16 protein-coding genes are annotated in these 20,470 nt (G+C 62.5%); 7 read left to right on the top strand and 9 right to left on the bottom strand.

Features of this window, described 5'->3' with window-relative positions; all coding sequences use genetic code 11:
• Positions 1-2 precede the first annotated feature (2 nt).
• The 3 genes from AUL39_RS02490 to AUL39_RS11610 all read right to left on the bottom strand — a co-directional run bounded on the left by AUL39_RS02490 (position 3) and on the right by AUL39_RS11610 (position 2,850).
• Entirely contained in the window at positions 3-869 is an 867-nt protein-coding gene (locus tag AUL39_RS02490; RefSeq protein WP_059053267.1) for a methylenetetrahydrofolate reductase, read from the bottom strand.
• A 126-nt stretch (positions 870-995) separates the two neighbouring features.
• Positions 996-1,841 carry an HAD family hydrolase gene (locus AUL39_RS02485; RefSeq protein WP_059053265.1) on the bottom strand — a complete coding sequence of 282 codons (846 nt, stop codon included), beginning with the start codon at positions 1,839-1,841 and terminating at the stop codon, positions 996-998.
• Between the two features lie 310 nt (positions 1,842-2,151).
• Complete coding sequence (locus tag AUL39_RS11610) at positions 2,152-2,850, bottom strand: prepilin peptidase (RefSeq protein WP_059053263.1); 699 nt, start codon at positions 2,848-2,850, stop codon at positions 2,152-2,154.
• Between the two features lie 310 nt (positions 2,851-3,160).
• Here AUL39_RS11610 and AUL39_RS02475 point away from each other — a divergent pair, with 310 nt between their 5' ends.
• From AUL39_RS02475 to epsC, 4 genes are all read left to right on the top strand, one after another.
• The gene (locus AUL39_RS02475; RefSeq protein WP_059053261.1) at positions 3,161-4,333 is read left to right on the top strand and encodes a cation diffusion facilitator family transporter; all 1,173 of its coding nucleotides are present in this window, start codon (positions 3,161-3,163) and stop codon (positions 4,331-4,333) included.
• A gap of 8 nt (positions 4,334-4,341) precedes the next feature.
• The gene (gene pth2 / locus AUL39_RS02470) at positions 4,342-4,788 is read left to right on the top strand and encodes an aminoacyl-tRNA hydrolase (protein WP_059053258.1); all 447 of its coding nucleotides are present in this window, start codon (positions 4,342-4,344) and stop codon (positions 4,786-4,788) included.
• A 218-nt stretch (positions 4,789-5,006) separates the two neighbouring features.
• On the top strand, positions 5,007-5,918 hold the full coding sequence (gene cysK, locus AUL39_RS02465; protein WP_059053257.1) for a cysteine synthase A: 912 nt from the start codon (positions 5,007-5,009) through the stop codon (positions 5,916-5,918).
• Complete coding sequence (gene epsC / locus AUL39_RS02460) at positions 5,918-6,592, top strand: serine O-acetyltransferase EpsC (RefSeq protein ID WP_059053254.1); 675 nt, start codon at positions 5,918-5,920, stop codon at positions 6,590-6,592. Before cysK ends, epsC begins: the two co-directional genes overlap by 1 nt.
• A gap of 198 nt (positions 6,593-6,790) precedes the next feature.
• On the opposite strand, the gene AUL39_RS02455 is transcribed toward epsC, so the two are convergent.
• The 3 genes from AUL39_RS02455 to AUL39_RS02445 are packed head-to-tail and all read right to left on the bottom strand — an operon-like array spanning position 6,791 to position 10,090.
• Positions 6,791-8,185: an MFS transporter gene (locus tag AUL39_RS02455; RefSeq protein ID WP_059053252.1), complete on the bottom strand. Its 1,395-nt coding sequence runs from the start codon at positions 8,183-8,185 to the stop codon at positions 6,791-6,793.
• Complete coding sequence (locus tag AUL39_RS02450; RefSeq protein WP_059053249.1) at positions 8,186-9,364, bottom strand: metallophosphoesterase; 1,179 nt, start codon at positions 9,362-9,364, stop codon at positions 8,186-8,188.
• Between the two features lie 57 nt (positions 9,365-9,421).
• The gene (locus AUL39_RS02445) at positions 9,422-10,090 is read right to left on the bottom strand and encodes a class II aldolase/adducin family protein (RefSeq protein WP_059053247.1); all 669 of its coding nucleotides are present in this window, start codon (positions 10,088-10,090) and stop codon (positions 9,422-9,424) included.
• 157 nt (positions 10,091-10,247) lie between these two features.
• Between AUL39_RS02445 and AUL39_RS02440 the strand changes: the two genes are divergently transcribed.
• The 3 genes from AUL39_RS02440 (at position 10,248) to AUL39_RS02430 (ending at position 14,893) form a co-directional block, all read left to right on the top strand.
• Positions 10,248-11,231 carry a LacI family DNA-binding transcriptional regulator gene (locus AUL39_RS02440; RefSeq protein WP_059053245.1) on the top strand — a complete coding sequence of 328 codons (984 nt, stop codon included), beginning with the start codon at positions 10,248-10,250 and terminating at the stop codon, positions 11,229-11,231.
• Positions 11,232-11,457: 226 nt separating this feature from the next.
• Entirely contained in the window at positions 11,458-13,413 is a 1,956-nt protein-coding gene (locus AUL39_RS02435) for a PTS beta-glucoside transporter subunit IIBCA (RefSeq protein ID WP_070807533.1), read from the top strand.
• Positions 13,414-13,495: 82 nt separating this feature from the next.
• Positions 13,496-14,893, top strand: coding sequence for a glycoside hydrolase family 32 protein (locus AUL39_RS02430; RefSeq protein WP_070807532.1), 1,398 nt, complete (start codon positions 13,496-13,498; stop codon positions 14,891-14,893).
• Between the two features lie 181 nt (positions 14,894-15,074).
• Here the strand turns inward: AUL39_RS02430 and AUL39_RS02425 are convergent, their stop codons facing one another.
• The 3 genes from AUL39_RS02425 to asnS all read right to left on the bottom strand — a co-directional run bounded on the left by AUL39_RS02425 (position 15,075) and on the right by asnS (position 20,459).
• The gene (locus tag AUL39_RS02425; protein WP_059053243.1) at positions 15,075-17,861 is read right to left on the bottom strand and encodes a glycoside hydrolase family 3 N-terminal domain-containing protein; all 2,787 of its coding nucleotides are present in this window, start codon (positions 17,859-17,861) and stop codon (positions 15,075-15,077) included.
• Between the two features lie 181 nt (positions 17,862-18,042).
• Positions 18,043-19,023, bottom strand: a complete 981-nt coding sequence (locus AUL39_RS02420; protein WP_059053241.1) for a magnesium transporter CorA family protein — start codon at positions 19,021-19,023, stop codon at positions 18,043-18,045.
• Between the two features lie 26 nt (positions 19,024-19,049).
• Positions 19,050-20,459, bottom strand: a complete 1,410-nt coding sequence (gene asnS, locus AUL39_RS02415) for an asparagine--tRNA ligase (protein WP_059053239.1) — start codon at positions 20,457-20,459, stop codon at positions 19,050-19,052.
• Positions 20,460-20,470: the final 11 nt, after the last annotated feature.

Genomic DNA, 20,470 nt, shown 5'->3' with positions numbered 1-20,470 from the left:
GACTACCCCAGGTAGCCCATGGCGACAAGGGCGTCGTGAGTGGCGCGGGCAATCTCCGGGTGGTTCATGCTGTAGATGTGGATACCGTCAACGCCGTTCTCAGCAAGGTCACAGATCTGCTCGCACGCATACTCGATACCCGCATGGGCCTGGGCGGCAGGGTCGTCACCCGCGCGGACAAGGCGCTTCACGACCTTGGCGGGGATGGACGCGCCGCAGTTAAACGCCATGCGCTGGATCTGCTTGACGCTCGTGAAGGGCATGATGCCGGCAACAACGGGGAGCTTGATCCGATAGCGCAGGCACTGCTCGCGGAAACGGTAGAAGTCGTCGTTGTCGAAGAAAAGCTGAGATACCAGGAAGTCCGCACCCGCTTCCTGCTTGATTCGCAAAGCGCGCATGGACTCGTCAAGCGAGGCAGACTCAACATGACCCTCGGGGTAGCACGCGGCACCAATGCACAGCGAGGGCGCGGTCTTGCGCAGGTGGGCGATAAGATCGGATGCATGCGCGAAATCGACCACGTCTGCGCCCGGCCTGCGATCGCCTCGAAGCGCGAGCGCATTCTGGATGCCCGCCGCGCGAAGGCTGTCCACGTAGGAATCAACATCGCTAGCGGTTGCGCCCATGCAGGTAAGATGCGCAAGCGCAGTGACCCCAAGGTCGCCCTCAATCCTGGCAGCTATGGGAACGGTGTTTGCCGAGTTGCCTGAGCCACCCGCAGAGTACGTCACCGAAATCCAGTCCGGCTTGTTCTCCGCAATCTGGGAAGCTACTCGATACGCTTCTTCAAGCGGCATCTCTCCCTTGGGCGGAAAGATCTCGAATGAGAGCGTCTGCCCAGCCGCAAGCTTGTCGGTAATCCTCATGACTCCCCAATCGCACAGAAATGGCCCCGAACTTGTAACAACACATGGTAGCCCTGACCAGCGACGAGCCATGACTGGTTTACGAGATGGCTACCGAGAGACGTTGGGCGCAGGTGTGCGCCGCCCTTAGTCACGCATGAACGAAGGCATCTTGCCCGCCTGGGTAGACCGGGCAATGTCGAGAATGGCATCTGCCACCGCATCCTCATCCGCTCGTCCAATGTGCCAATGGGCCGCCTTGGCGGCAACCGGCGTGGCATTGGCAACCGCCACGGAGTTCTTGAAGCGCGTGAAAAGGGGAAGGTCATTCTCGGCATCGCCAAAGCAGCAGACCTCGTCATTCGTGATGCCAAGGTTGCGCGCCAGCCACTCCCCCGCCACTCCCTTGTCCCAACCCGCAGGCAGGATGTCAATGTGTGGACGCTCTTGTATGGGAAAGACGAAGTCGAACTCGGGGCAGGCATCCTTAAGGGCAGCGCGCACCTCATGTCCGCGCTCAAAGTCGCCCACAACACGAACGTTCGCCTTGACGGTTGGACGGTCGGGCACCTCATCGACGCTGCCCGTCACCGCAAAGAAGTACGGCGCCCTATGCTTCTCGAGATAGTCGACGGGAGCCCCAACCGCGTACTGTTCGCCCGTATCGACGTAGTCAACAACAAGCCATGCGTCATCCATTCCGTCAAGCGTTCTCGCACAACGACGAAGCACCTCAAGATCGAGTGGAACCTCGTGAACGAGTTTGCCATCAACGTAGATGAGCTGGCCGTTGTCAGCCAAAACGGTTGCAAGGCAGGCCTCATCGTCGTCGAACATCCAACCGAGCGCCGAGGGGGCCCTTCCCGTGGCGGGGGCAAAGTGCACGCCCGCAGCCTGTGCGGCGTGGATGGCAGCACGAGCATGCGGTGTAACGATGTGCTCGCCGGCCCACGCAAGGGTGTTATCAAGGTCAGAAAGGATGAGTTTTATCACACGGTCCCCCAATCGGCACGTGCCGAACTACATACAGGCCTTGCCCCACGAGTGTAACGCGATGCAAGCGCACCGACATTGCGGCCGTCAAGCACCCCGACGTAGGGGGAGACGACCGGGGCGCGAGGCCGCGCACTCGAAGGGCAAGACCATTCGACAGGGGGCGACACGGGGCCGCAGGTCCCAGCCGAACCGCCGGCGGGTGTTGGGGGGACCGCCAGTGGCTCACTTATGGTACGACTACCGCAGCCCTCCCAACACCAAAAAACTTTTTATGAAACAAATTGGAATGAGCACAAGGTGCGAACGGTCAAAATGCTCGGTAGGCGGTCAGAATGACTATTGAAGCCAACACGAGTGGAGCAAGTGGAAACGCCTTTGGAAACGGCCCTCTCACCCCGCATAGTTGCCCGATTGCCCAGGCGCCAAGGCAGCATGCAAGGGCAAGCAAGCACGAGAGGGCAACGCATGCCATTCCCCCAATCGGTCCCAGGTACACCCCGCATGCCGAAAGGAGCTTGGCGTCGCCGCCGCCAAGACTCTGCCGAGGGCTACCCCTCACTCGTATCCATAGAGCGCGCGTAGCTACGAGAACAGACAGCACCGTCGCCCCGCCAAGAAGGGATATCTCCAACTCTTCCAGAGCATCACTAGACCACATGCTTCCGGCACCTGGAAACGTGGCCTTCAACCAGAGATACACGCAGCGTGCCATGATGGCTACGGCTACCAAGCTATTGGGTATGATGCGCCGGGCTAAATCAGTTACGCTGCAGGCGAGAAGCACCGCCACTAAGGCCGTAAGCTCTGCAAACTCCCACCAGCTCGTTGCAGTTGCACTCACGCAGAGGCCCGCAAGCGCACCGCAAAGACTTGCAGAGGCTCGCGTCCACACCGGCCATCCGGCCAATTCGCGCTCGGATACAGCGCGTCCCACCCCGCCCACAAAACACGCGCCAAGCAGGCAAGTTATCGCCAGCAGAGCGCCCCTTACTAGCACAACGTTCATCGCATCCTCCCCCTAGTAAGAATACATAGCCCGATGGTATACGAACACACGTACGTAAATTGGACTCGTGGTGCTGCGGCCAACGTCATTCCGCCAGCGAAAGTCTCGAATAATGGCCTCTGAACTGCAGAAAGAACACTGGGGGCCATTGGCCGTCAGATACGTGACAGATTCGCATACGGTCGAATCGTGACGCTTGGAGGGTTCATCGTCCCGCTCACGGAAAAGGGCTAGACTCATGCCCAATTGCCCAAATCGCAGCAGCAAGCAACGGTGCTTGGGTATTGCTCAGTGAGGGGAGATGGCAACGATGACCGATTGGCTTGTACGTACGTTCCTATCTGGCGTGAGCACGACAGAGCCAGCAGGCAGAACGCGTTATGGGCAGTTTGCCGGCATCGTCTGCATCATATGCAATGTGGTTCTCTGCATAGCAAAGGGAATCGTGGGCTTTATTGCGGGCTCCGTCTCAATCATTGCAGACGCCGTAAACAACCTGTCCGATGCCTCCAGCAACATAGTCGCGCTTCTCGGCTTCAAACTGGCAAGCAAGCCAGCAGACGACGAGCACCCCTACGGGCACGGGCGCTTTGAGTACCTGGCCTCGCTCACCGTTGCCGCGCTTGTGCTTGCCGTTGGCATCAACCTGGTCATCACGTCGGTCCAGAAGATCATCTCCCCGGAGCCAACGGAGTTTGGGCCCGCAGTTATCGTCGTTCTCGTGCTCTCGATGGCCGTGAAGTCATGGATGGCGTTCTTCAACGGCTCGATGGGCAGGCGCATCTCGTCCGAGACGCTTAAGGCCACTGCCATTGACTCGAAAAACGACGTCATCACCTCGGGCGCCGTCCTCGCCGCCGCCGCGATCTCGTACTTCACAGGCTTTGACCTCGATGGCATTGCGGGCACCGTGGTAGGCGCCTTCATCTGCTGGAGCGGCTTCTCCCTTGTGCGTGACGCCATCGACCCGCTCCTTGGCCGCACGCCGGACCCCACGCTCATCGAGCACATCCACGACAAGATCATGAGCTACCCCGGCGTCCTGGGAACACATGACCTCATGGTGCATGACTACGGCCCGGGCCGGCAGTTTGCGAGCGCCCATGTGGAGATGGCCGGCGAGGGTGACGTCTTTGCCTCCCACGACCTCCTGGACAACATCGAGCAGGACTTCCTCAAGGAAGGCCTGGTCATGACCCTTCACTACGACCCCATCGTGACGAATGACCCGCGCGTGGCAGACATGCGCCACTGGATCTCGATTCACATCAAGGAGATAGACCCGCGCCTCACGATCCACGACCTGCGCACCGTACCCGGTCCCACCCACACCAACGTGATATTTGACTGCGTGCGCCCGCATGACCTGTCGATGACCAATGACGAGCTCCGCGCCGCAATTTCGAAGATCGTCACGTCCAAGTACCCACAGGCAATCTGCAAGATCACCATCGACAACAGCTACGTATCGTCGCAGCAGTAAGGAATAACATGACAGGCTACAAGTCCAAACAGATGATTGTCATGAGGCGCGACCTTAAGATGCGCAAGGGCAAGATTGCGGCCCAGGCAGGGCATGCCTGCGTGGAGGCAACGCTCATGGCGCTTGCGCGCGAGAGGCGTCTTGACCAGGTACGCGTTCGCACGGCGCCAGACGGGACGCCCGCATGGGTCTACCTCGACCACCCTGAGGCAGACTCCACCGCGCTCTCGGACTGGTTCGACTCCGGTGTGGCAAAGGTCTGCGTATACGTAGACTCGGAGGACGCGTTGCTCGACATTGCCGAGAAGGGCCGTGAGCAGGGCTTTGCCGTAGCGCTCGTGCGCGACGCCGGACTCACCGAGTTCCATGGCGAGGCAACGCTCACCTGTCTGGCCTTCGAGCCGCTTCCGGCCGAGAAGATCGACCCCATCACTGGGAGCCTGCCGCTCTACTAACGTTGCCTTCGCTACGCGGCCACCGCGAGCATGAGACAAAGGGACAGTCCCTTTGTCTCATATCCCACCGTTGGAATGGGATTTATTTCCATTCATTAATTCCTACTTGTGGAGTGGGTTTATAAGTGTCACCCTTGTTCCTGACGAGTTGTCCGGCGGAGGAGCCCCAGTGGGGGCAGCCGACTTGCCTCGTCACCAGACGCACAAGGAGTAGAAAGATGAAGGCAGCAAGGAAGATCGAGGCCCTTATTGGCTCAACCCCCCTGGTAGACCTTTCGGAACTCGCAGATGGCGCAGCAACCATCTACGGCAAGTACGAGGCTACCAACCCCGGCGGCTCCGTGAAGGACCGCATCGCGCGCGCGATGCTCGACGCAGCCGAGAAGGACGGCAGCCTCAAGCCTGGCGGCACCGTGATCGAGCCCACGTCGGGCAACACCGGCGTTGGCCTTGCCATGCTCGCGGCCGCGAGAGGCTACAAGATGATCCTCGTCATGCCCGAGACCATGTCAATCGAGCGTCGTAAGCTCGCCGCGTCCTACGGTGCGCAGATTGTCCTCACGCCGGGCAAGGATGGCATGAAGGGCGCCGTCGCCAAGGCAGAGGAGCTTCGCCAGGAGACCCCGGGCGCCATCGTTGCCGGCCAGTTTGTGAACCCCGCAAACCCGCAGGCCCACTACGAGACCACCGGCCCCGAGGTTTGGGCAGACACCGAGGGAACGGTCGACTTCATCGTGGCAGGCGTTGGCACCGGCGGCACCATCTCCGGCACTGCACGCTTCCTCAAGGAGAAGAAGGCCTCCGTCCAGGGCATCGCCGTGGAGCCCGCAGAGTCCGCGGTCCTCGAGGGCAAGCCTGCCGGCTCCCACAAGATCCAGGGCATTGGCGCGGGCTTCATCCCCAAGACGTATGACGCCTCCGTTGTCGACGAGGTCGTGCCCGTCACCTCCGCAACCGCCATCGACACCAAGAAGCGCCTCGCTGCTGACTACGGCCTGCTCGTTGGCATCTCCTCGGGCGCAGCCGTTGCCGCCGCCGTCGAGCTTGCCAAGCGTCCCGAGAACGCGGGCAAGGTCATCGTTGCCATCCTCCCGGATACCGGCGAGCGCTACCTCTCGATGGACCTCTAATGGCCACCGCAACGACTGGCGTCGCCAGCACTGCTGGCTCCGTCGAGGACACGCGCACCGTTGACGAGATGTCGCTCTTCGAGGTCATGCGCGAGGACGCCCATGCGGCGCTCGAGCGCGACCCGGCGGCAAGCTCAATCTGGGACATCGTGTTCTACTCGACCGGAACCCATATCGTCTGGGCCTATAGGCGTCACCACTGGCTCTACACCCACGGCATGAGAAGCCTTGCTCTGCTCCTTGCCAAGCGCACGCGTCGCAAGCTTGGTGCGGACATCTTCCCCTCTGCGCAGATTGGCCGGCGCTTCTCGATTGACCACGGTATTGGCGTGGTCATTGGCGCCACGTCGATCATTGGCGATGACTGCCTTATCTACCAGGGGGTCACCCTTGGCATGACCGGCAAGCACGGCGGTAAGCGCCACCCCACGCTGGGCAACAACGTCATGGTGGGCGCCGGCGCCATCGTGCTGGGCAATATCACCATAGGCGATAACTCCAAGGTTGCCGCAGGCTCCGTCGTTGTCCACGACGTGCCACATGACGTCACCGTTGCCGGCGTTCCGGCGAAGGTCGTACGCGACCGTCGCTTCACCGGACCACGCCTGGTGGAGGACGACTTCGATCCCAGCAAGCTGGACGACGAGAACATCCGCTGGTCCTGCGCACTGTAGCTTCTCGGCAGGCTTGTTCAAGGAATATCGGAAAGCGAGCGCTCCCGCGTCTTTCGACGCCGGAGCGCTTGTTTTGTTGCAACTGACGTCAAAGTGTGCCCTCCGGCGACAAGTTGTCTCCGGAGGGCCATATCTGTTGCAATCGTCGCCAAAAGGGGCCTTCCGGCGACAAGGAGCGACAAGGAGCCGGCATCGCAGCTACCGCTTCTCCCCCTCCGCCGCAGCCTGACGCTCACGCACCTCGTCCATCGTGAGCGAGTCCGCGTTCTTCACGAACAGCAGCGGCACCGCCGAGATGGCCGCGCAGATGGCCACGTAGATGTAGAGGTACTGGTAGCCCACAAACTGCATGACCGCACCAGAGAGAATGGGCGTCACCACCTGTGCGGACATGCTTGCCGTGTAGTAGAAACCGGTATAGCGCCCCGTCGTGTTGGCGCTCGCCAGCTCCATGATCATGGGATACACGGTAAGCGAGACCGTCGCCATGCCAATGCCAAAGAGCGCCACCCACACGTAGATAATCGCCGAGAAGCCCGTGGCACCCGAGATGAGCAGTGGGGACACCACCATAAGCGCGATGCCAATATACGTAGTGACCTTCCGGCCAATCTTGCAGGAGAGCTCGGCCATGGGCATGTAGGCGACAATCGCCGCAAGCGTGGCCACGGTCTGCACCTGCGCGTACGAGCCGCCGGCCATCCCCCACACCACGTCCGCATAGCGCGAGATACCGCTGGTCACAGCGTTATTCGACATGAAGTAAAAGAAGACGCAGACAAGCACGCACACAAGCGAGCGACGCTTGACAGGATCCGTCTCGCGCTCCTTGCCGCCCTCGTCGGAGGCCTCGATCTCATCCTCGGGAATGCCCAGCTCGGCACTCTCGCGGTGCATCGCCGCAACCTCCTTGGGCTCGCGGAAGAACACCATGAAGATAATGGTTGTCACCAGCAGCATGAAGGAGATGACAAGATAGACGGGTATGTAGTCCGGGTTCTCCTCAGCTGGGACGAGAAGCGCGATGGCGACAAGCACAATCACGCCACCCACCGCAGCCATGAGTGAGTTGAAGGCGTCCGCCTTGCTGCGCACCGGGCGTGGGGTGACGTCGGGCATGAGCGCCACGGAGGGAGAGCGGTAGATCGAGAGCACCACAAGCGTCGCCACAAGCACAGTCACAAAGAGCGGCAGGTTGTGCATCGCGTTTGCCACGGCAATGAGGGGCGTGAGCGCCGCGGCGAGAAGCGCACCCACCACGATGAACGGCGTGCGCCTGCCCCAGCGCGTGGTGGTACGGTCAGAGAGCGCCCCCATGAGCGGGAGCATGAAGAGCGCAAGCACGTTGTCGAGCGACATGAAGACGCCGGTGAGCGTGTCGCCCATGCCAAACGTGTTCTTGAACATGAGCGGCACCAAGCCGTCGTAGGCCTGCCAGAACGTGAGCGCTCCCATGAAGGGCAGCGTCACCAGGACGGTTCGCCTCATGTTGAGCTTGGTGAGACTTCGGCCGACGGCCTTCTTCTCGTCGAGTTTCTCTCCGGATTTCTCGCCAGGTCTCTCTTCAGGCTCTTCTTTGGGTTTCTCTGCCATTTACCTGCCCCTTCTCTGTCGCTTTGCCACGCCGAGCGCAAACGCTGCGATTGCCGCCGCGCCAAGCACCGGAAGCGCTGGCCGCGCCATCTCGCGCGCCTCCTCCGTCGAGACGGGCACGCGCTCGGAGGCCCAGTCGGTGAGCGGGCGCTCCGTGCGAGACCCCACAAGCTCCGCATACGTGAGCAAGCGCGTGGTGTAGAGTGCCGCGTTCTGCCCGTCAAAGGAAAAGAGGCGCGCCGCTCGCATGGCCCCAGGTCCATAGGAGCCAAAGCCGGCAGATGGCGCGTATCCCAGGTCGATGTTTCCGTAATGGGAGACAAGCGTGTTCTTGTGGTCGTGACCAAAGTAGACAGCGAAGGTGCTCCCCTCGCGCGTAAGGGCGGCAATCTCGCCAGTATCCGCATCCGGACTGCACACGGGCTCTCGAAGCCCTCCGGAGACGCGAAGGTCGTCGATAGGTACAAGCGTGCGACCGGGACGGTAGTGAAGGCGGAACCCAGGGACGCCATGCTCGCCCTCGCAGGCATCGCGCAGGCAGTCGTAGACCTGGACGGGGGGAATGTGCTGGTAGAGAATACAGGGCACCTTATGGCCTGCCCGTTCTGCAAGCTGCTGCGCGCAACCCGTAATCCAGTTGGTGAGTGCGGGGTCGAAGGGTTCGTAGCCACCACTGCCCGAGCCCGCGCCGGAGTCCGCAACCAGCACAGCTAGACACACATCCTCGCCCATGTGCGAAAGCACGGGCACAGCAAGCGTGCCGGCCCCGTGGTAGAGCTTGGGCTCCCGTGCGGCAACGATGCCGTTGAGGCATCCGGGAATGGCCTTGTACCAGCTCTCCTGCTCATCGTTTCCAATGCCGCACTGGCGATCGTGGTTGCCATAGGTCACCACAAAGGGAATGTTCCGCTCGACCATAGGCAAGCAGATCTTCCTCACCACCGTACGCGCTCGCTCCGCGTTCTCCCCCAGAGCGAACTCCACCGCATAGCCCTTCACCTGGTCGCCGGTAAGCACCACAAGGTTGGGCTTTGCCTCGTCGAGCGCCGCGCGAAGAAGCGTCATCGTGTCCTCGCGCACGTGAGACGTCTCCTGGATGTCCGAGAACTGCAGCACACGGAAGTGTCCATCGGAGTCAAAGCGCAGCGGCCAAGCGCCCTTATCTATCTCGTCAATCACACGTTCCTCCTTTTGCGGGATTAATTTCCCAGGGAGAAAAACCCGCCACGGCAGCCTTTATGCCTTGCGGCCAGCAGGCTGGCCATAGGTCTCGAAGCGCTTTGAAACGCCCGTGACCTCTTCGCCCGAAAGCACGCGCGGCGTCCCCACGCACTCGGCCTGCCACTGGATTCGCGAGACAAACTCAAGGTTAACGGCAAGCCCAAAAGCAACGTCCATGCTTGGGCCACATGCAATGAGCCCGTGATTTTCCATGAGCACGGCGTTGACATGGGGGTGCTCGCCAAAGGTCGTGCCCACCGAGGCGGCAAGCTCAGGCGTGCCAAACGTGACGTAGGGCGAGAGCGGCACCTCCTCCGCGCCCGAGTCCGCAATCGTGAAGTGCACCGCACGAATGGGCTCGCCAAGCGCGGCCAGCGTGGTTGCGTAGGGCGAATGCGTGTGCACCACGGCACGGGCGGCCGGGCGGCGACGGTAGACCTCGGCGTGGAGCGGTGCTTCGGAGGAAGGCCGGCGGCTCCCCTCAACTATGCTGCCATCCAGTCGGAGCACCACAACATCTTGAGGAGTGGTCTCGAAGTACCCCAGCCCCGAGGGGCTGATGGCCATAAGGCCTGTCACCGGGTCATACTCGGAGAGGTTTCCACTCGTCCCCACGGCAAGGCCCTCTGTGGCAATCCTTTTGCCAAACACGACGATGCGTTCGCGCGCATCCTCCATCAGCATGGCGTGCTCCCTTCCGTGCCGGTCACGTGACGCGACACTCCGCCCAAGAGCTTACCCCATGCCCCTCGCCGCATTCGCCCAACCGACACGTTCGTCATCTGGTATCGTTCTCATAATGCGTGAGGGGAACGCATGCGCATGAGGGAAGGCGGGGAGTGTGGACATAAACGAGATCGCAAAGCTCGCGGGAGTCTCGCGGGCAACCGTCTCGCGCTATCTCAATGACGGTTACGTCTCAAAGGAGAAGCGCGAGCTTATCTCGCGCGTCATCAACGAGACGGGCTATGTGCCTTCTCAGCAGGCGCGCACGCTGCGCACGGGCAAGACCAAGCTTGTGGGCGTCATCATCCCCAAGATCAACTCGCACTCTGTAAGCCGCATGGTTGCGGGCATCACCAAGGTGCTTGGCCAGAACGGCTACCAGGTGCTTCTCGCCAATACAGACAATGACGAGAAGGTCGAGGTGGACTACCTCAACCTCTTTGCCGAGCGCAATAAGGTAGACGGCATCATCCTCATTGCCACGGTGTTCACGCATGCCCATCACAAGGCGCTGGACTCGCTCAACATTCCCGTGGTGATACTTGGCCAGCGCCTGGATGGCCACTCATGCGTCTACCAGGACGATTACCACGCTGTCTACGACCTCACACGCTCCATCCTCAAGACCTCCCACACCCCAGGCTACATTGGCGTCTACGAGAAGGACGTAGCTGCCGGGCGAGAGCGCCACCGTGCATTCGTGGACGCCTGCACCAGCAAGGGCGTTGCCGTGAGCCCCAAGGCACAGCAGAGCGCCACCTTCTCGGTGGACTCCGGCTACCTTTGCGCCGAGAAGATCCTTGATGCCGTGCCGGACGTTGACGCCCTTGTCTGCGCCACCGATGACATTGCCTTTGGCGCTATGACCTGCCTGCGCGAGTACGGCAAGCGCATCCCCGAGGACGTGCAGGTGACGGGAGTGGGAGACTCCAAGCTCTCGAAGATCATGACCCCCAGCCTCACAACCGTCCACTTCTACTACCTCACCAGTGGCGTCGAGGCGGCAAAGATGCTGGTAGACGCCATGACCGATGGCGATGGAGTCCCCCGTGAGCTGCGCATGGGCTACGAGATCTACGCCCGTACCAGCTCGCGCTAGCCACCGTGGCGCCAGCAGCGCCACTGTGATGTGAGACCGTTCACACCCGCATTTCTACCACTCACCGTTATTCCTGCAATCCACATTTGCTCAGCCGGCCATTGGCTACTATTGGACATGTGAGAACGATTTCATAGACAGCTGATTCAAACAAGTTTTCACGCGATGAAATCAGCTATGAGAACGGTTTCATAAGTATGGCCACTGGTTCGGGAAGGGAGACCACATGGCTCTGGACTATGCAGAAGCGGCACGCGAGGTTCTGGAGGCGATCGGCGGCTCGAGCAACATCGTCTCGGCGGCGCACTGCGCCACCCGCCTACGCCTGGTCATCGCAGACGACAGCAAGGTCGACAAGGCCAAGCTCGATGACGTGGTTGGTGCCAAGGGCAACTTCCAGGCAGCGGGCCAGCTCCAGGTGATCTTTGGAACCGGCACCGTGGACAAGGTCTATGACGAGTTCATCAAGCAGTCCGGCGTCACCGCCGCCTCCAAGGCGGAGGCCAAGGAGGCCGCTGCCAACCAGGGCAACGCGTTCCAGCGCGCCATCAAGGTCCTCTCGGACGTCTTTGTGCCCATCATCCCCGCCATCGTGGCATCCGGTATGCTCATGGGCATCATGGGTGCCCTCTCCTACATGGGATCTCAGGGCATCATCGCGCTCGACACCACGAGCGTCTGGTGGCGCATCGCGTCTCTCATCAACGCCTGCGCCCTTGGCAACCTCCAGATTCTCCTGGGCTTCTCCGCCGCTACGGTCTTTGGGGGCAACCCCTACCTCGGCGCCTCGCTCGGCGCGCTGCTCATAAGCTCCGACTTCATCAACGCATACAGCGCCAGCACCGCCATCGCCGAGGGAACCATGGTCACGCTCGACGTGATCCCGGGCATCTACAGCATCGACTGGGTGGGCTACCAGGGCCACGTCATCCCCATCCTGGTGGGCGTGTGGATCCTCTGCTTCTTCGAGAAGCGGCTCCACAAGGTCATCCCCGAGATGTTCGACCTCTTCCTCACCCCGCTGCTGTCGGTCTCTCTTGCCGCCTACATCACGATCCTCTTCGTCGGCCCCATCTTTGTCTGGCTTGAGAACAACATCCTCGGCCTGCTCATGTGGCTGCTCCAGGTTCCCTTCGGCATTGGCTACATCATCATCGGCCTGATCTACTCGCCCTCCGTTGTCACCGGCCTGCACCAGATGTACACCGCCATCGACGTCTCCATGCTCGCCCAGTACGGCGTCACCTACTGGCTGCCCATCGCCAGCGCCGCCAACATCGCCCAGGGCGGCGCCTGCCTGGCCGTTGCGCTCAAGACCCACTCCGAGAAGACCAAGTCCCTCGCCGTCCCCGCCGGCATCTCCTGCCTGCTCGGCATCACCGAGCCCGCAATCTTTGGTGTGAACCTGCCCAACATGAAGCCCTTCGTGGCAGGCATGATTGGCTCTGCCTGCGGTGCCCTGTGCTGCTTCATCTTCAACCTCGCCGCTTCCGGCACTGGCGTCACCGGCATCTTTGGCATCCTGCTCTGCATCGCGCAGCCGCTGCAGTACATCGTGATGTTCGCCGTGGCGTTTGGCGTGGCCTTTGGCCTCTCCTCCATGGCATACCGTGACAAGGAGACCGCCGCGGCGCCCGCGAAGGTTGCCGCCGAGACCGCTGCTGCCGCCGACGAGGTGCGCGCCCTCGAGGCCGAGGAGAAGGCTGAGGCCCCCGCAGCCGACGCTCCCAAGGCTGAGACCATCGGCGCCCCCGCCACTGGCACTGCCGTCGCTCTGACCGACGTCTCCGACCCCGTCTTTGCCTCGCTCGCCATGGGCAAGGGCATCGCAGTCGAGCCCAAAGATGGCAAGATTGTCTCGCCTGTCGACGGCACCGTGACCGTGGTCGCCGAGACCGGACACGCCCTTGGCCTGCTCTCCGATTCCGGCGCCGAGATTCTCATCCACATTGGCATCGACACCGTTGAGCTTAAGGGCGAGCCCTTCACACCCTTCACCAAGGTGGGAGACCACGTGAAGCGCGGCGACGTCCTCATGGAGGCCGACCTTGGCGCCATCAAGGAGGCCGGCAAGAAGGCCACCACGATGCTCGTGATCACCAACACCGACGCATACTCCTCGGTTGACCAGCTCGCAACCGGCGAGGTCAAGGCCGGTGACGCCGTGGTGGCCACGCGCTAGGCGCAACCACTGCTCCACATACGGGCGGTCGCCTCTGGTGGCCGCCCGTCTCGCATATCCGCACCCACTTGAGAGGAGCCCCATGTCCCCCACGCACGAGCGCTGGACGCCCCACTTCCACCTGGCCCCACGCCAGGGGTGGCTCAACGACCCCAACGGCCTCTGCCAGTTCCACGGTACCTACCATGTCTTCTACCAGGCAGACCCTGCCTGGCCAGCGGCCGGCAAGAAGGGCTGGGGCCACTTTGCGAGCCGCGACCTGGTGCGCTGGGAGGACCTGGGCGAGCCCCTCATGCCCTCGATCCCCGAAGACGCCGACGGCGTCTACTCTGGCTCGGCGCTCGTAGTGGCGGGCGGTGCACCGGACGGGGGTGACCTCCTGCGCCTCTACTACACCGGCAACGTGAAGTACGAGGGCGATCACATCCACACCGGGCGCGACGCCAACCAGATTATGGTCACAAGCGAGGATGGAATCTCCCTCTCTGAGAAGAAGGCCCTGCTCCGCCCCGAGGACTATCCCTCCGACCTCACGCGCCACGTGCGCGACCCCAAGGTCTGGGAGCAGGACGGCCGCTACTACATGGTGCTGGGCGCCCGTCGCTCAGACGACGTGGGCGACGTTATTCTCTACGAGTCCTCCGACGCCGTAACGTGGACGTACCGCGGGCGCATCGAGTCTGCGCACCCCTTTGGCTACATGTGGGAGTGCCCCAACGTCATCCAGGTGGACGGCCATGACTACCTCGTGGTTTGTCCGCAAGGCCTGCCCAGCGAGCCCACGCGCTGGCAGAACCTCTACCAGGCCGGATACTTCCCGCTGCCGCGGGGCATCCTTGCAACCACGCAGGTGGATGAGACGAGCTTCGTCGAGCTTGACTGGGGCTTTGACTTCTACGCGCCGCAGGTCTTCGAGGACGAGAAGGGCCGCTGCATCCTTATTGGCTGGATGGGCATGCCAGACGCGGAGTATACCTCGGCGCCGGACGGTCTTACCTGGTGCCACTGTCTCACCGTGCCGCGCGAGGTCACGGTGGGTGCGGATGGGCTTCTCCGCCAGTGGCCGGTTGCCGAGATAGACGGCCTTCGCGGCTTTGCCCAGCCCGTGAACCCCACCGTGGGTGCGATCCTCCCCCATCACCATGCCGACATCGAGCTTCTGGGCATCGAGGGCGACCTCGAGATGGGGCTGGACGGGCAGCTCGAGCTTTCCTTCTCTGCCAGCGATGGACTGCTGAGAATGACGTTTGCGGACGAGACGGCCGCCTCCGGCCGCACCGAGCGTGTGCTTCCGCTTGCGACTCTGCGCGAGCTCCGCGTGCTGGTGGACGGCTCCGCCGTGGAGGTCTACGTGAACCACGGCGAGGCGGTCCTCTCGACCAGGTGGTTCCCCACCGCGGACACGCTGCTGGTCACCCTGCACGCTACCTGCGAGAGCGCCCGCTCCTGGGAGATGGGCGGCGAGCCACCGCGCGCGTAACGACGCCGTGGGGGACGCCCGATGCACAGCGTCTCTCGCGTGGCGCCCGAAGGCTCATTTCGTACGGGTTTTCCGCTATTCCCCACGCTCCGGCGACAAAATGTCGCCGGAGCGTTTACTTTGTACGCACTTGCTGCCAAAACGGGCCTTCCGGCGGCGGGCGGCGGCGTCCCACTTCCCTTTACGAGTACGTAACCCTCACAGTAGGCAAGATCCCGTTCATGGCATTGGAGTTGACCACCACGTAGAGGTACCGATGCACCGATCTGCGCAGGTTGTTGAGGGTATAGGCGCTTCTCGGATCAGCGACGGTACCCGTTGCGGCGGTTGCGAGCATGAGATCCGTCCCGGCGGCAATCCCCTGGTCGTGGTCCATGTAGTAGTCGTCCACGCTGAAGTCCGAGAGGACAACGCCGTCAAAGCCCCACTCGTCACGCAGCAGCCCCGTTTGAAGGTCCTCTCGGCCACCGCCCCAAGTGTTTCCAAGGAAGCTGTAGCAGCTCATGATCGAGAGCGGCACATTCACCTTGGCCAGGGCCTGCTCCCCCGTCGACACGTCCAGCGCGGGCACCGCGTGCCGCGAGGACGACTTGACCACCATCTCGAACGGTCGCGCATAGATCTCGCGGACGACCTGCTCGGTGGCCCAGGTGCACAGATGCTCCCTGCGGCTGGTCTCCTGGTCGTACACGCAGAAGTGCTTGAGCATGTTAACCATGCCGCGCGAGGCGCCACCATCCACCATGGCCCGGGCAAGGGCCCCCGTAAGCAGTGGGTCTTCCGAGTAGTACTCGTAGTTCCTGCCCGAGAAGGACGAACGGTGCATGTTGATTGCCGGACTCCACCAGCCAAAGATGCCAGACGAGAGGGACTCCTCGCCAACGGCCTCGCCCATGCTGCGCAGCAGGTTAACGTCCCAGGTCTCCGCCACCAGGTACTCGCTCGGCCACACGCAGTGCGAGCCGCCGCGCTCCATGCCGCCCATCGCCACCGGAGAGTCGTCCCAGTCGGTTGCCGGCTTGCCTACGGAGTCGATCTTCTCGCCAGCATTGGTGCAGACAAGGGCAACCATGTCGCCAGGGGACAGCTGGTCGAGAAGCACGTCCCACAGGGGGTCGTCGAACGTGCGCCCCCTCAGGTCGATGAGCGAGACCCCGTTCTGGGCGCCGGTTTCCGGTGCCGTCGCCGTCCCGTCATCCTCCGCCGCCGCGTCGTACATGGAAAGCGTCACGCCGACCGATGCAGCAGTCTTGTCCTGCGCAGGTGCCGGGAAGCTCCCCTGCATGTCTTTGCGGGTGAGAAGCACCGGTGTACCATCGGCACCGGAGGCAGCCGGGTTATCGAAGTACTCGTCAAGATCGGGAAACCGCGCGACAACTTCTGCGCCCGTCGCGTCATCGGTCTGGTAGCGCCTCTCGTCCAGATCGAGCGTGCTCGTCTCCACCACGTGATGGGAGTCTGTGCGAAGGGAGACCTGGTACGAGCCGGCGGCAAGCACCCAGCAGCCATCCGCCACAGACCAGCTTGCCATCTGGCGCACCGGCCAGCTCAGCTCCAGCCTTTGGGACTCGCCCGGCGCAAGCTCGCCAGTCTTGGCAAAGGCGACAAGCGCCACCGAACTCTTCTCGACGGATCCGTCCCACGGGGCACCCACGTATGCCTCGACAACGTCTTTGCCCGAGAGCTGCCCGGAGTTGGCAACCTGCACCGAGAGTGCGACGTTCTCACCGTCCAGTCGGCAGTCGAGAAGCGACCACGAGAAGCTCGTGTACGAGAGACCATAGCCAAACGGGAAGGTCACGGCATTGTCGTAGTCGAGCGCGCCCATTGCGGCTGCCGTCTCGAAGTAGCGATAGCCCACGTAGACGCCCTCGAGGTACTCCATGAAGCGCGCGCCGTCGCCGGTGGTCTCGTTGCCGGGGTAGAAGTCGTGGACGTCGGTGTAGCGATGCTCTCCCATGGTGTTGAAGCTCGGGGCAAGACGCATGTCGCGAGCCCAGAGGTCACAGGTCCGGCCGCATGGGTTGCGCCTACCGCAGAGGACATCGCCCACCACCTCCGCGCCCACCGCACCGGGAAAGCCCACATGAAGCAGCGCGTCCACCTGGTAGGGGCTGCCATCCTCGACAAGCGGCCCAACCTCGAGCGTGGTTCCCGTGTTGAGAAGCACCACCACGTGGTCCGCAGCCTCTCGCGCCCCCGCAACAAGGCCCAGCTCCTCCGACGTGAGCTGGAGCGAGTGCTGTCCCTCGGCATAGCTCGCAGTCTCCTCGTTGGGGACAAATGACGAGAAGCGCTCGTCTGCCAGCGAGGCGTTAAGGTCAAGCGAGAGATCATACCCTTCCCCGCTCGCCCTGCCGAGAACCACCACGGCAACCGTCCCAGAGACGCTTGCGCGCACGTCCTCCGGATAGCTCGACCACGGCAGCTCCCCGATGTAGTACGTGGTGGTTGCGCGCACGTCCAGCGTGTGGATGCCTCCGCGGGGACGGTCCTGCACGTGCGCGGAGAGCCACTCGTGAACGGTGGGATTTACCTCGAGTCCCGCCCCGGCAAGACCATCGTAGAAACCGGTGCACACCGCATCTGGCGCAACCGATCCTGCCCCGTAACCGCCAAAGAGCGGGTCCTCGGCGCAGCGGCCCAAAAGGCTCACCGCGCAGCCCTCCGGCAGAGGAAGCACGCCGTTGTTCGCCAGAAGCACCATGCCCTCTGCCTCAATCGTGCGCGCGACCTCATGCGATGCGAGAACTGCCTCGTCGAGCGACGCGTAGGCAGGGGTGTAGTACGCGCTGTCCCACTCAGCGGTTACGTTGGGGTCAAGCGCCTCGACGCTCTGTACGCCGTGGACCTTCTCGGTATCATCGCCCCCGTCCTGTGAGGGCGTGGTGGCGCACCCCGCCTGCGCAATAGCTGCAAGCGCACCGACAGCAAGGCCGAGCGCCTGACGACGTGTAACATCCCGCATATCGACCCCTCACCAATACTCGATAGAAGCGCACCCACGCGCGTCTCGGCAAGGGTATCCGCCATACGGCAGCCAAACCCAGACGCGTCGCGAATGGTCGAGGACGTAACGCAAAATGCCGCGCCCGCCACTAGATGGCAGACGCGGCATGGAGTCGCACTTCTGGGCCCCACTCCGGCAGCTACCTGAGAACGCGGCTCTTGAGAATCCAGAACGTCGCAAACACGGATAGTGCCAGGGAAAGGATGACCGGGAACACCCAGGTCTCATCCATGGGAAGCCCGGTGTTCATGCCGTAGAACGAGAAGACCGTCGTGGGAACCGAGAGCACAAGCGTGATGATGGCGAGGGTACGCATCGTGAGGTTGAGGTTGTTGTTGATGATCGAGCCAAACGTCTCCATGGTCTCGTTGTAGACCTGCGTGTATATCTCGCACATCTCGATGGCCTGCTTGACCTCAACGGACGTGTCGTTCAGGAGGTCCCGGTCCTCGTCGTAAAGCTTGAGGATACGTCCGTAGCTTATGCGCTGGATGGTGGTGTCGAGCGCCTTGAGCGAAGTCGAGAAGTACACCAGCGACTTCTCGAACCCCAGCATCTTGATGAGCTCCTCGTTGCGCATGGACCTCCGAAGCTCGCGCTCGTTCTCACGAAACTGGCGGTTTACCGACCGCAGGTCAATCTGGTAGCGCTTGGAGATGTGCAACAGAATCTGCAACAGGAAGCGCGTGCGCTGCGTCGTGTTGATGTCGCGGACCCGGCCGCTCTCAAGTGCGGAGACAGTCCAGTTCTCCTTGAGGCTCACGGTCATGACCAGGTCCTTCTCGGGCAGGAAGAGCACGGCGAGCGGATGCGTGTCGTACTGGACGATCGACGTACTCTCGGCCTCGCTCTTGTCCTCCACAAAGGGGCAATCCACGATCACGAGCACCTGCCTGGTCTCGTCGTCCCGCTCGATGCGCGAGCTCTCCTCGTCATCGAGCGCAGAGGCGACAAAGTCCGGGATGACGCCCATCTCGTTTTGCATCCAGGCGCGTTCCCGCTTGGTGGGAGCTACGACACTCACCCAGCATCCCGGGCAGGGCCCCGCCACTCGAGAGGTGAGAAAGACCTTCTCGCCGCTCTCGTCCTCCTCGACGGTTGTCTTGAAGCACTCGATCACAGGCCCTGCCCCTACTCTTGGCGCCCTTAGAAGTCCGCGTTGCCCACGGTGCGCGGGTGCGGCAGCACGTCACGGATGTTGTCGACGCCCGTGAGGTACATGACCAGGCGCTCGAAGCCCAAGCCAAAGCCCGCGTGGTGGCAGCCGCCATAGCGCCGCAGGTCAAGGTAGTACTTGTACTGCTCGGGGTCCATGCCCAGCTCCTGGATGCGGCGCTCGAGCACGTCCAGGCGCTCCTCGCGCTGAGAGCCGCCGATGATCTCGCCAATGCCGGGCACCAGGCAGTCCGCGGCGGCTACGGTCTTGCCGTCATCGTTCAGGCGCATGTAGAACGCCTTGATGTCGCGCGGGTAGTCCGTCACAAACGTGGGACGCTTGAAGTGCTTCTCGGTAAGGTAGCGCTCGTGCTCGGTCTGGAGGTCGACGCCCCAGGAGACGGGGTACTCGAACATCGTGCCGGAGTTCTGGGCGTCCTCGAGGATCTTCACGGCGTCGGTGTAGCTCACGCGCGCAAAGTCGCTCGTTGCCACGTGCTGCAGGCGCTCCTTGAGGCCCTTGTCCACCCACTTGTTGAAGAAGTCCAGCTCGTCGGGGCAGTGCTCCATCACGTAGGCAATGACGTACTTGAGCATCTCCTCCGAGACGTCCATCTCGCCCTCAAGGTCGCAGAAGGCCATCTCGGGCTCGACCATCCAGAACTCGGCGGCATGACGGCGCGTGTTGGAGTTCTCGGCGCGGAAGGTGGGTCCAAAGGTGTAGACGTCGCCAAAGCTCATGGCAAAGTTCTCAGCCTGGAGCTGCCCGGACACCGTGAGGTTGGTGGGCTTGCCAAAGAAGTCCTTGCTGTAGTCCACCTTGCCGTCCTCGGTGAGGGGCGGGTTGGCCGGGTCGATGGTGGTCACACGGAACATCTCGCCCGCGCCCTCGGCGTCCGACGCGGTGATAATGGGAGTGTTCACGTAGAGGAAGCCACGCTCCTGGAAGAAGCGGTGGATGGCGAAGGCAGCCACGCTGCGCACGCGGAAGACCGCGCGGAAGAGGTTGGTGCGGCTGCGCAGGTGCTGCTGGGTGCGCAGGAACTCGCGCGTCTGGCGCTTCTTCTGCATGGGGTAGTCGGGCGCGGAGGCACCCTCCACCGTGACGGTTGCCGCCTGCAGCTCGAAGGGCTGGGGGCGATCCGGCGTAAGCTCAAGCTTGCCGCGCACGACAAGCGCCGCACCCACGTTCTGCGAGACGATCCCCTCGTACGTCTCGTCCCCCAGACGCTCGCGGTTGACCACGACCTGCAGGTCCTTGAAGCAGCTGCCGTCGTTCAAGGTGACAAAGCCAAAGTTCTTCATGTCGCGGATGGAGCGCACCCAGCCGGCAACGGTAAGCTCGGTGCCACCCAGCTGATCCATGTCCGCGTAGAGCGCGGCTATTCTCGTGCGATTCAAGGAACGTCCTT

The organism is Tractidigestivibacter scatoligenes, assembly GCF_001494635.1.
GTDB lineage: Bacteria > Actinomycetota > Coriobacteriia > Coriobacteriales > Atopobiaceae > Tractidigestivibacter > Tractidigestivibacter scatoligenes.
The sequence above is the reverse complement of the archived record's forward strand: the minus strand, read 5'-3'. Positions and strand labels throughout refer to the sequence as shown.

Excerpts from the sequence above, each read along its gene's own strand:
- AUL39_RS02425 (WP_059053243.1), bottom strand. The coding sequence starts at position 17,861 with ATGCGGGATGTTACACGTCGTCAGGCGCTCGGCCTTGCTGTCGGTGCG.
- AUL39_RS02435 (WP_070807533.1), top strand. The coding sequence starts at position 11,458 with ATGGCTCTGGACTATGCAGAAGCGGCACGCGAGGTTCTGGAGGCGATC.
- cysK (WP_059053257.1), top strand. The coding sequence starts at position 5,007 with ATGAAGGCAGCAAGGAAGATCGAGGCCCTTATTGGCTCAACCCCCCTG.
- AUL39_RS02430 (WP_070807532.1), top strand. The coding sequence starts at position 13,496 with ATGTCCCCCACGCACGAGCGCTGGACGCCCCACTTCCACCTGGCCCCA.
- AUL39_RS02490 (WP_059053267.1), bottom strand. The coding sequence starts at position 869 with ATGAGGATTACCGACAAGCTTGCGGCTGGGCAGACGCTCTCATTCGAG.
- AUL39_RS02475 (WP_059053261.1), top strand. The coding sequence starts at position 3,161 with ATGACCGATTGGCTTGTACGTACGTTCCTATCTGGCGTGAGCACGACA.
- AUL39_RS02445 (WP_059053247.1), bottom strand. The coding sequence starts at position 10,090 with ATGCTGATGGAGGATGCGCGCGAACGCATCGTCGTGTTTGGCAAAAGG.
- epsC (WP_059053254.1), top strand. The coding sequence starts at position 5,918 with ATGGCCACCGCAACGACTGGCGTCGCCAGCACTGCTGGCTCCGTCGAG.
- AUL39_RS02455 (WP_059053252.1), bottom strand. The coding sequence starts at position 8,185 with ATGGCAGAGAAACCCAAAGAAGAGCCTGAAGAGAGACCTGGCGAGAAA.
- AUL39_RS11610 (WP_059053263.1), bottom strand. The coding sequence starts at position 2,850 with ATGAACGTTGTGCTAGTAAGGGGCGCTCTGCTGGCGATAACTTGCCTG.
- pth2 (WP_059053258.1), top strand. The coding sequence starts at position 4,342 with ATGACAGGCTACAAGTCCAAACAGATGATTGTCATGAGGCGCGACCTT.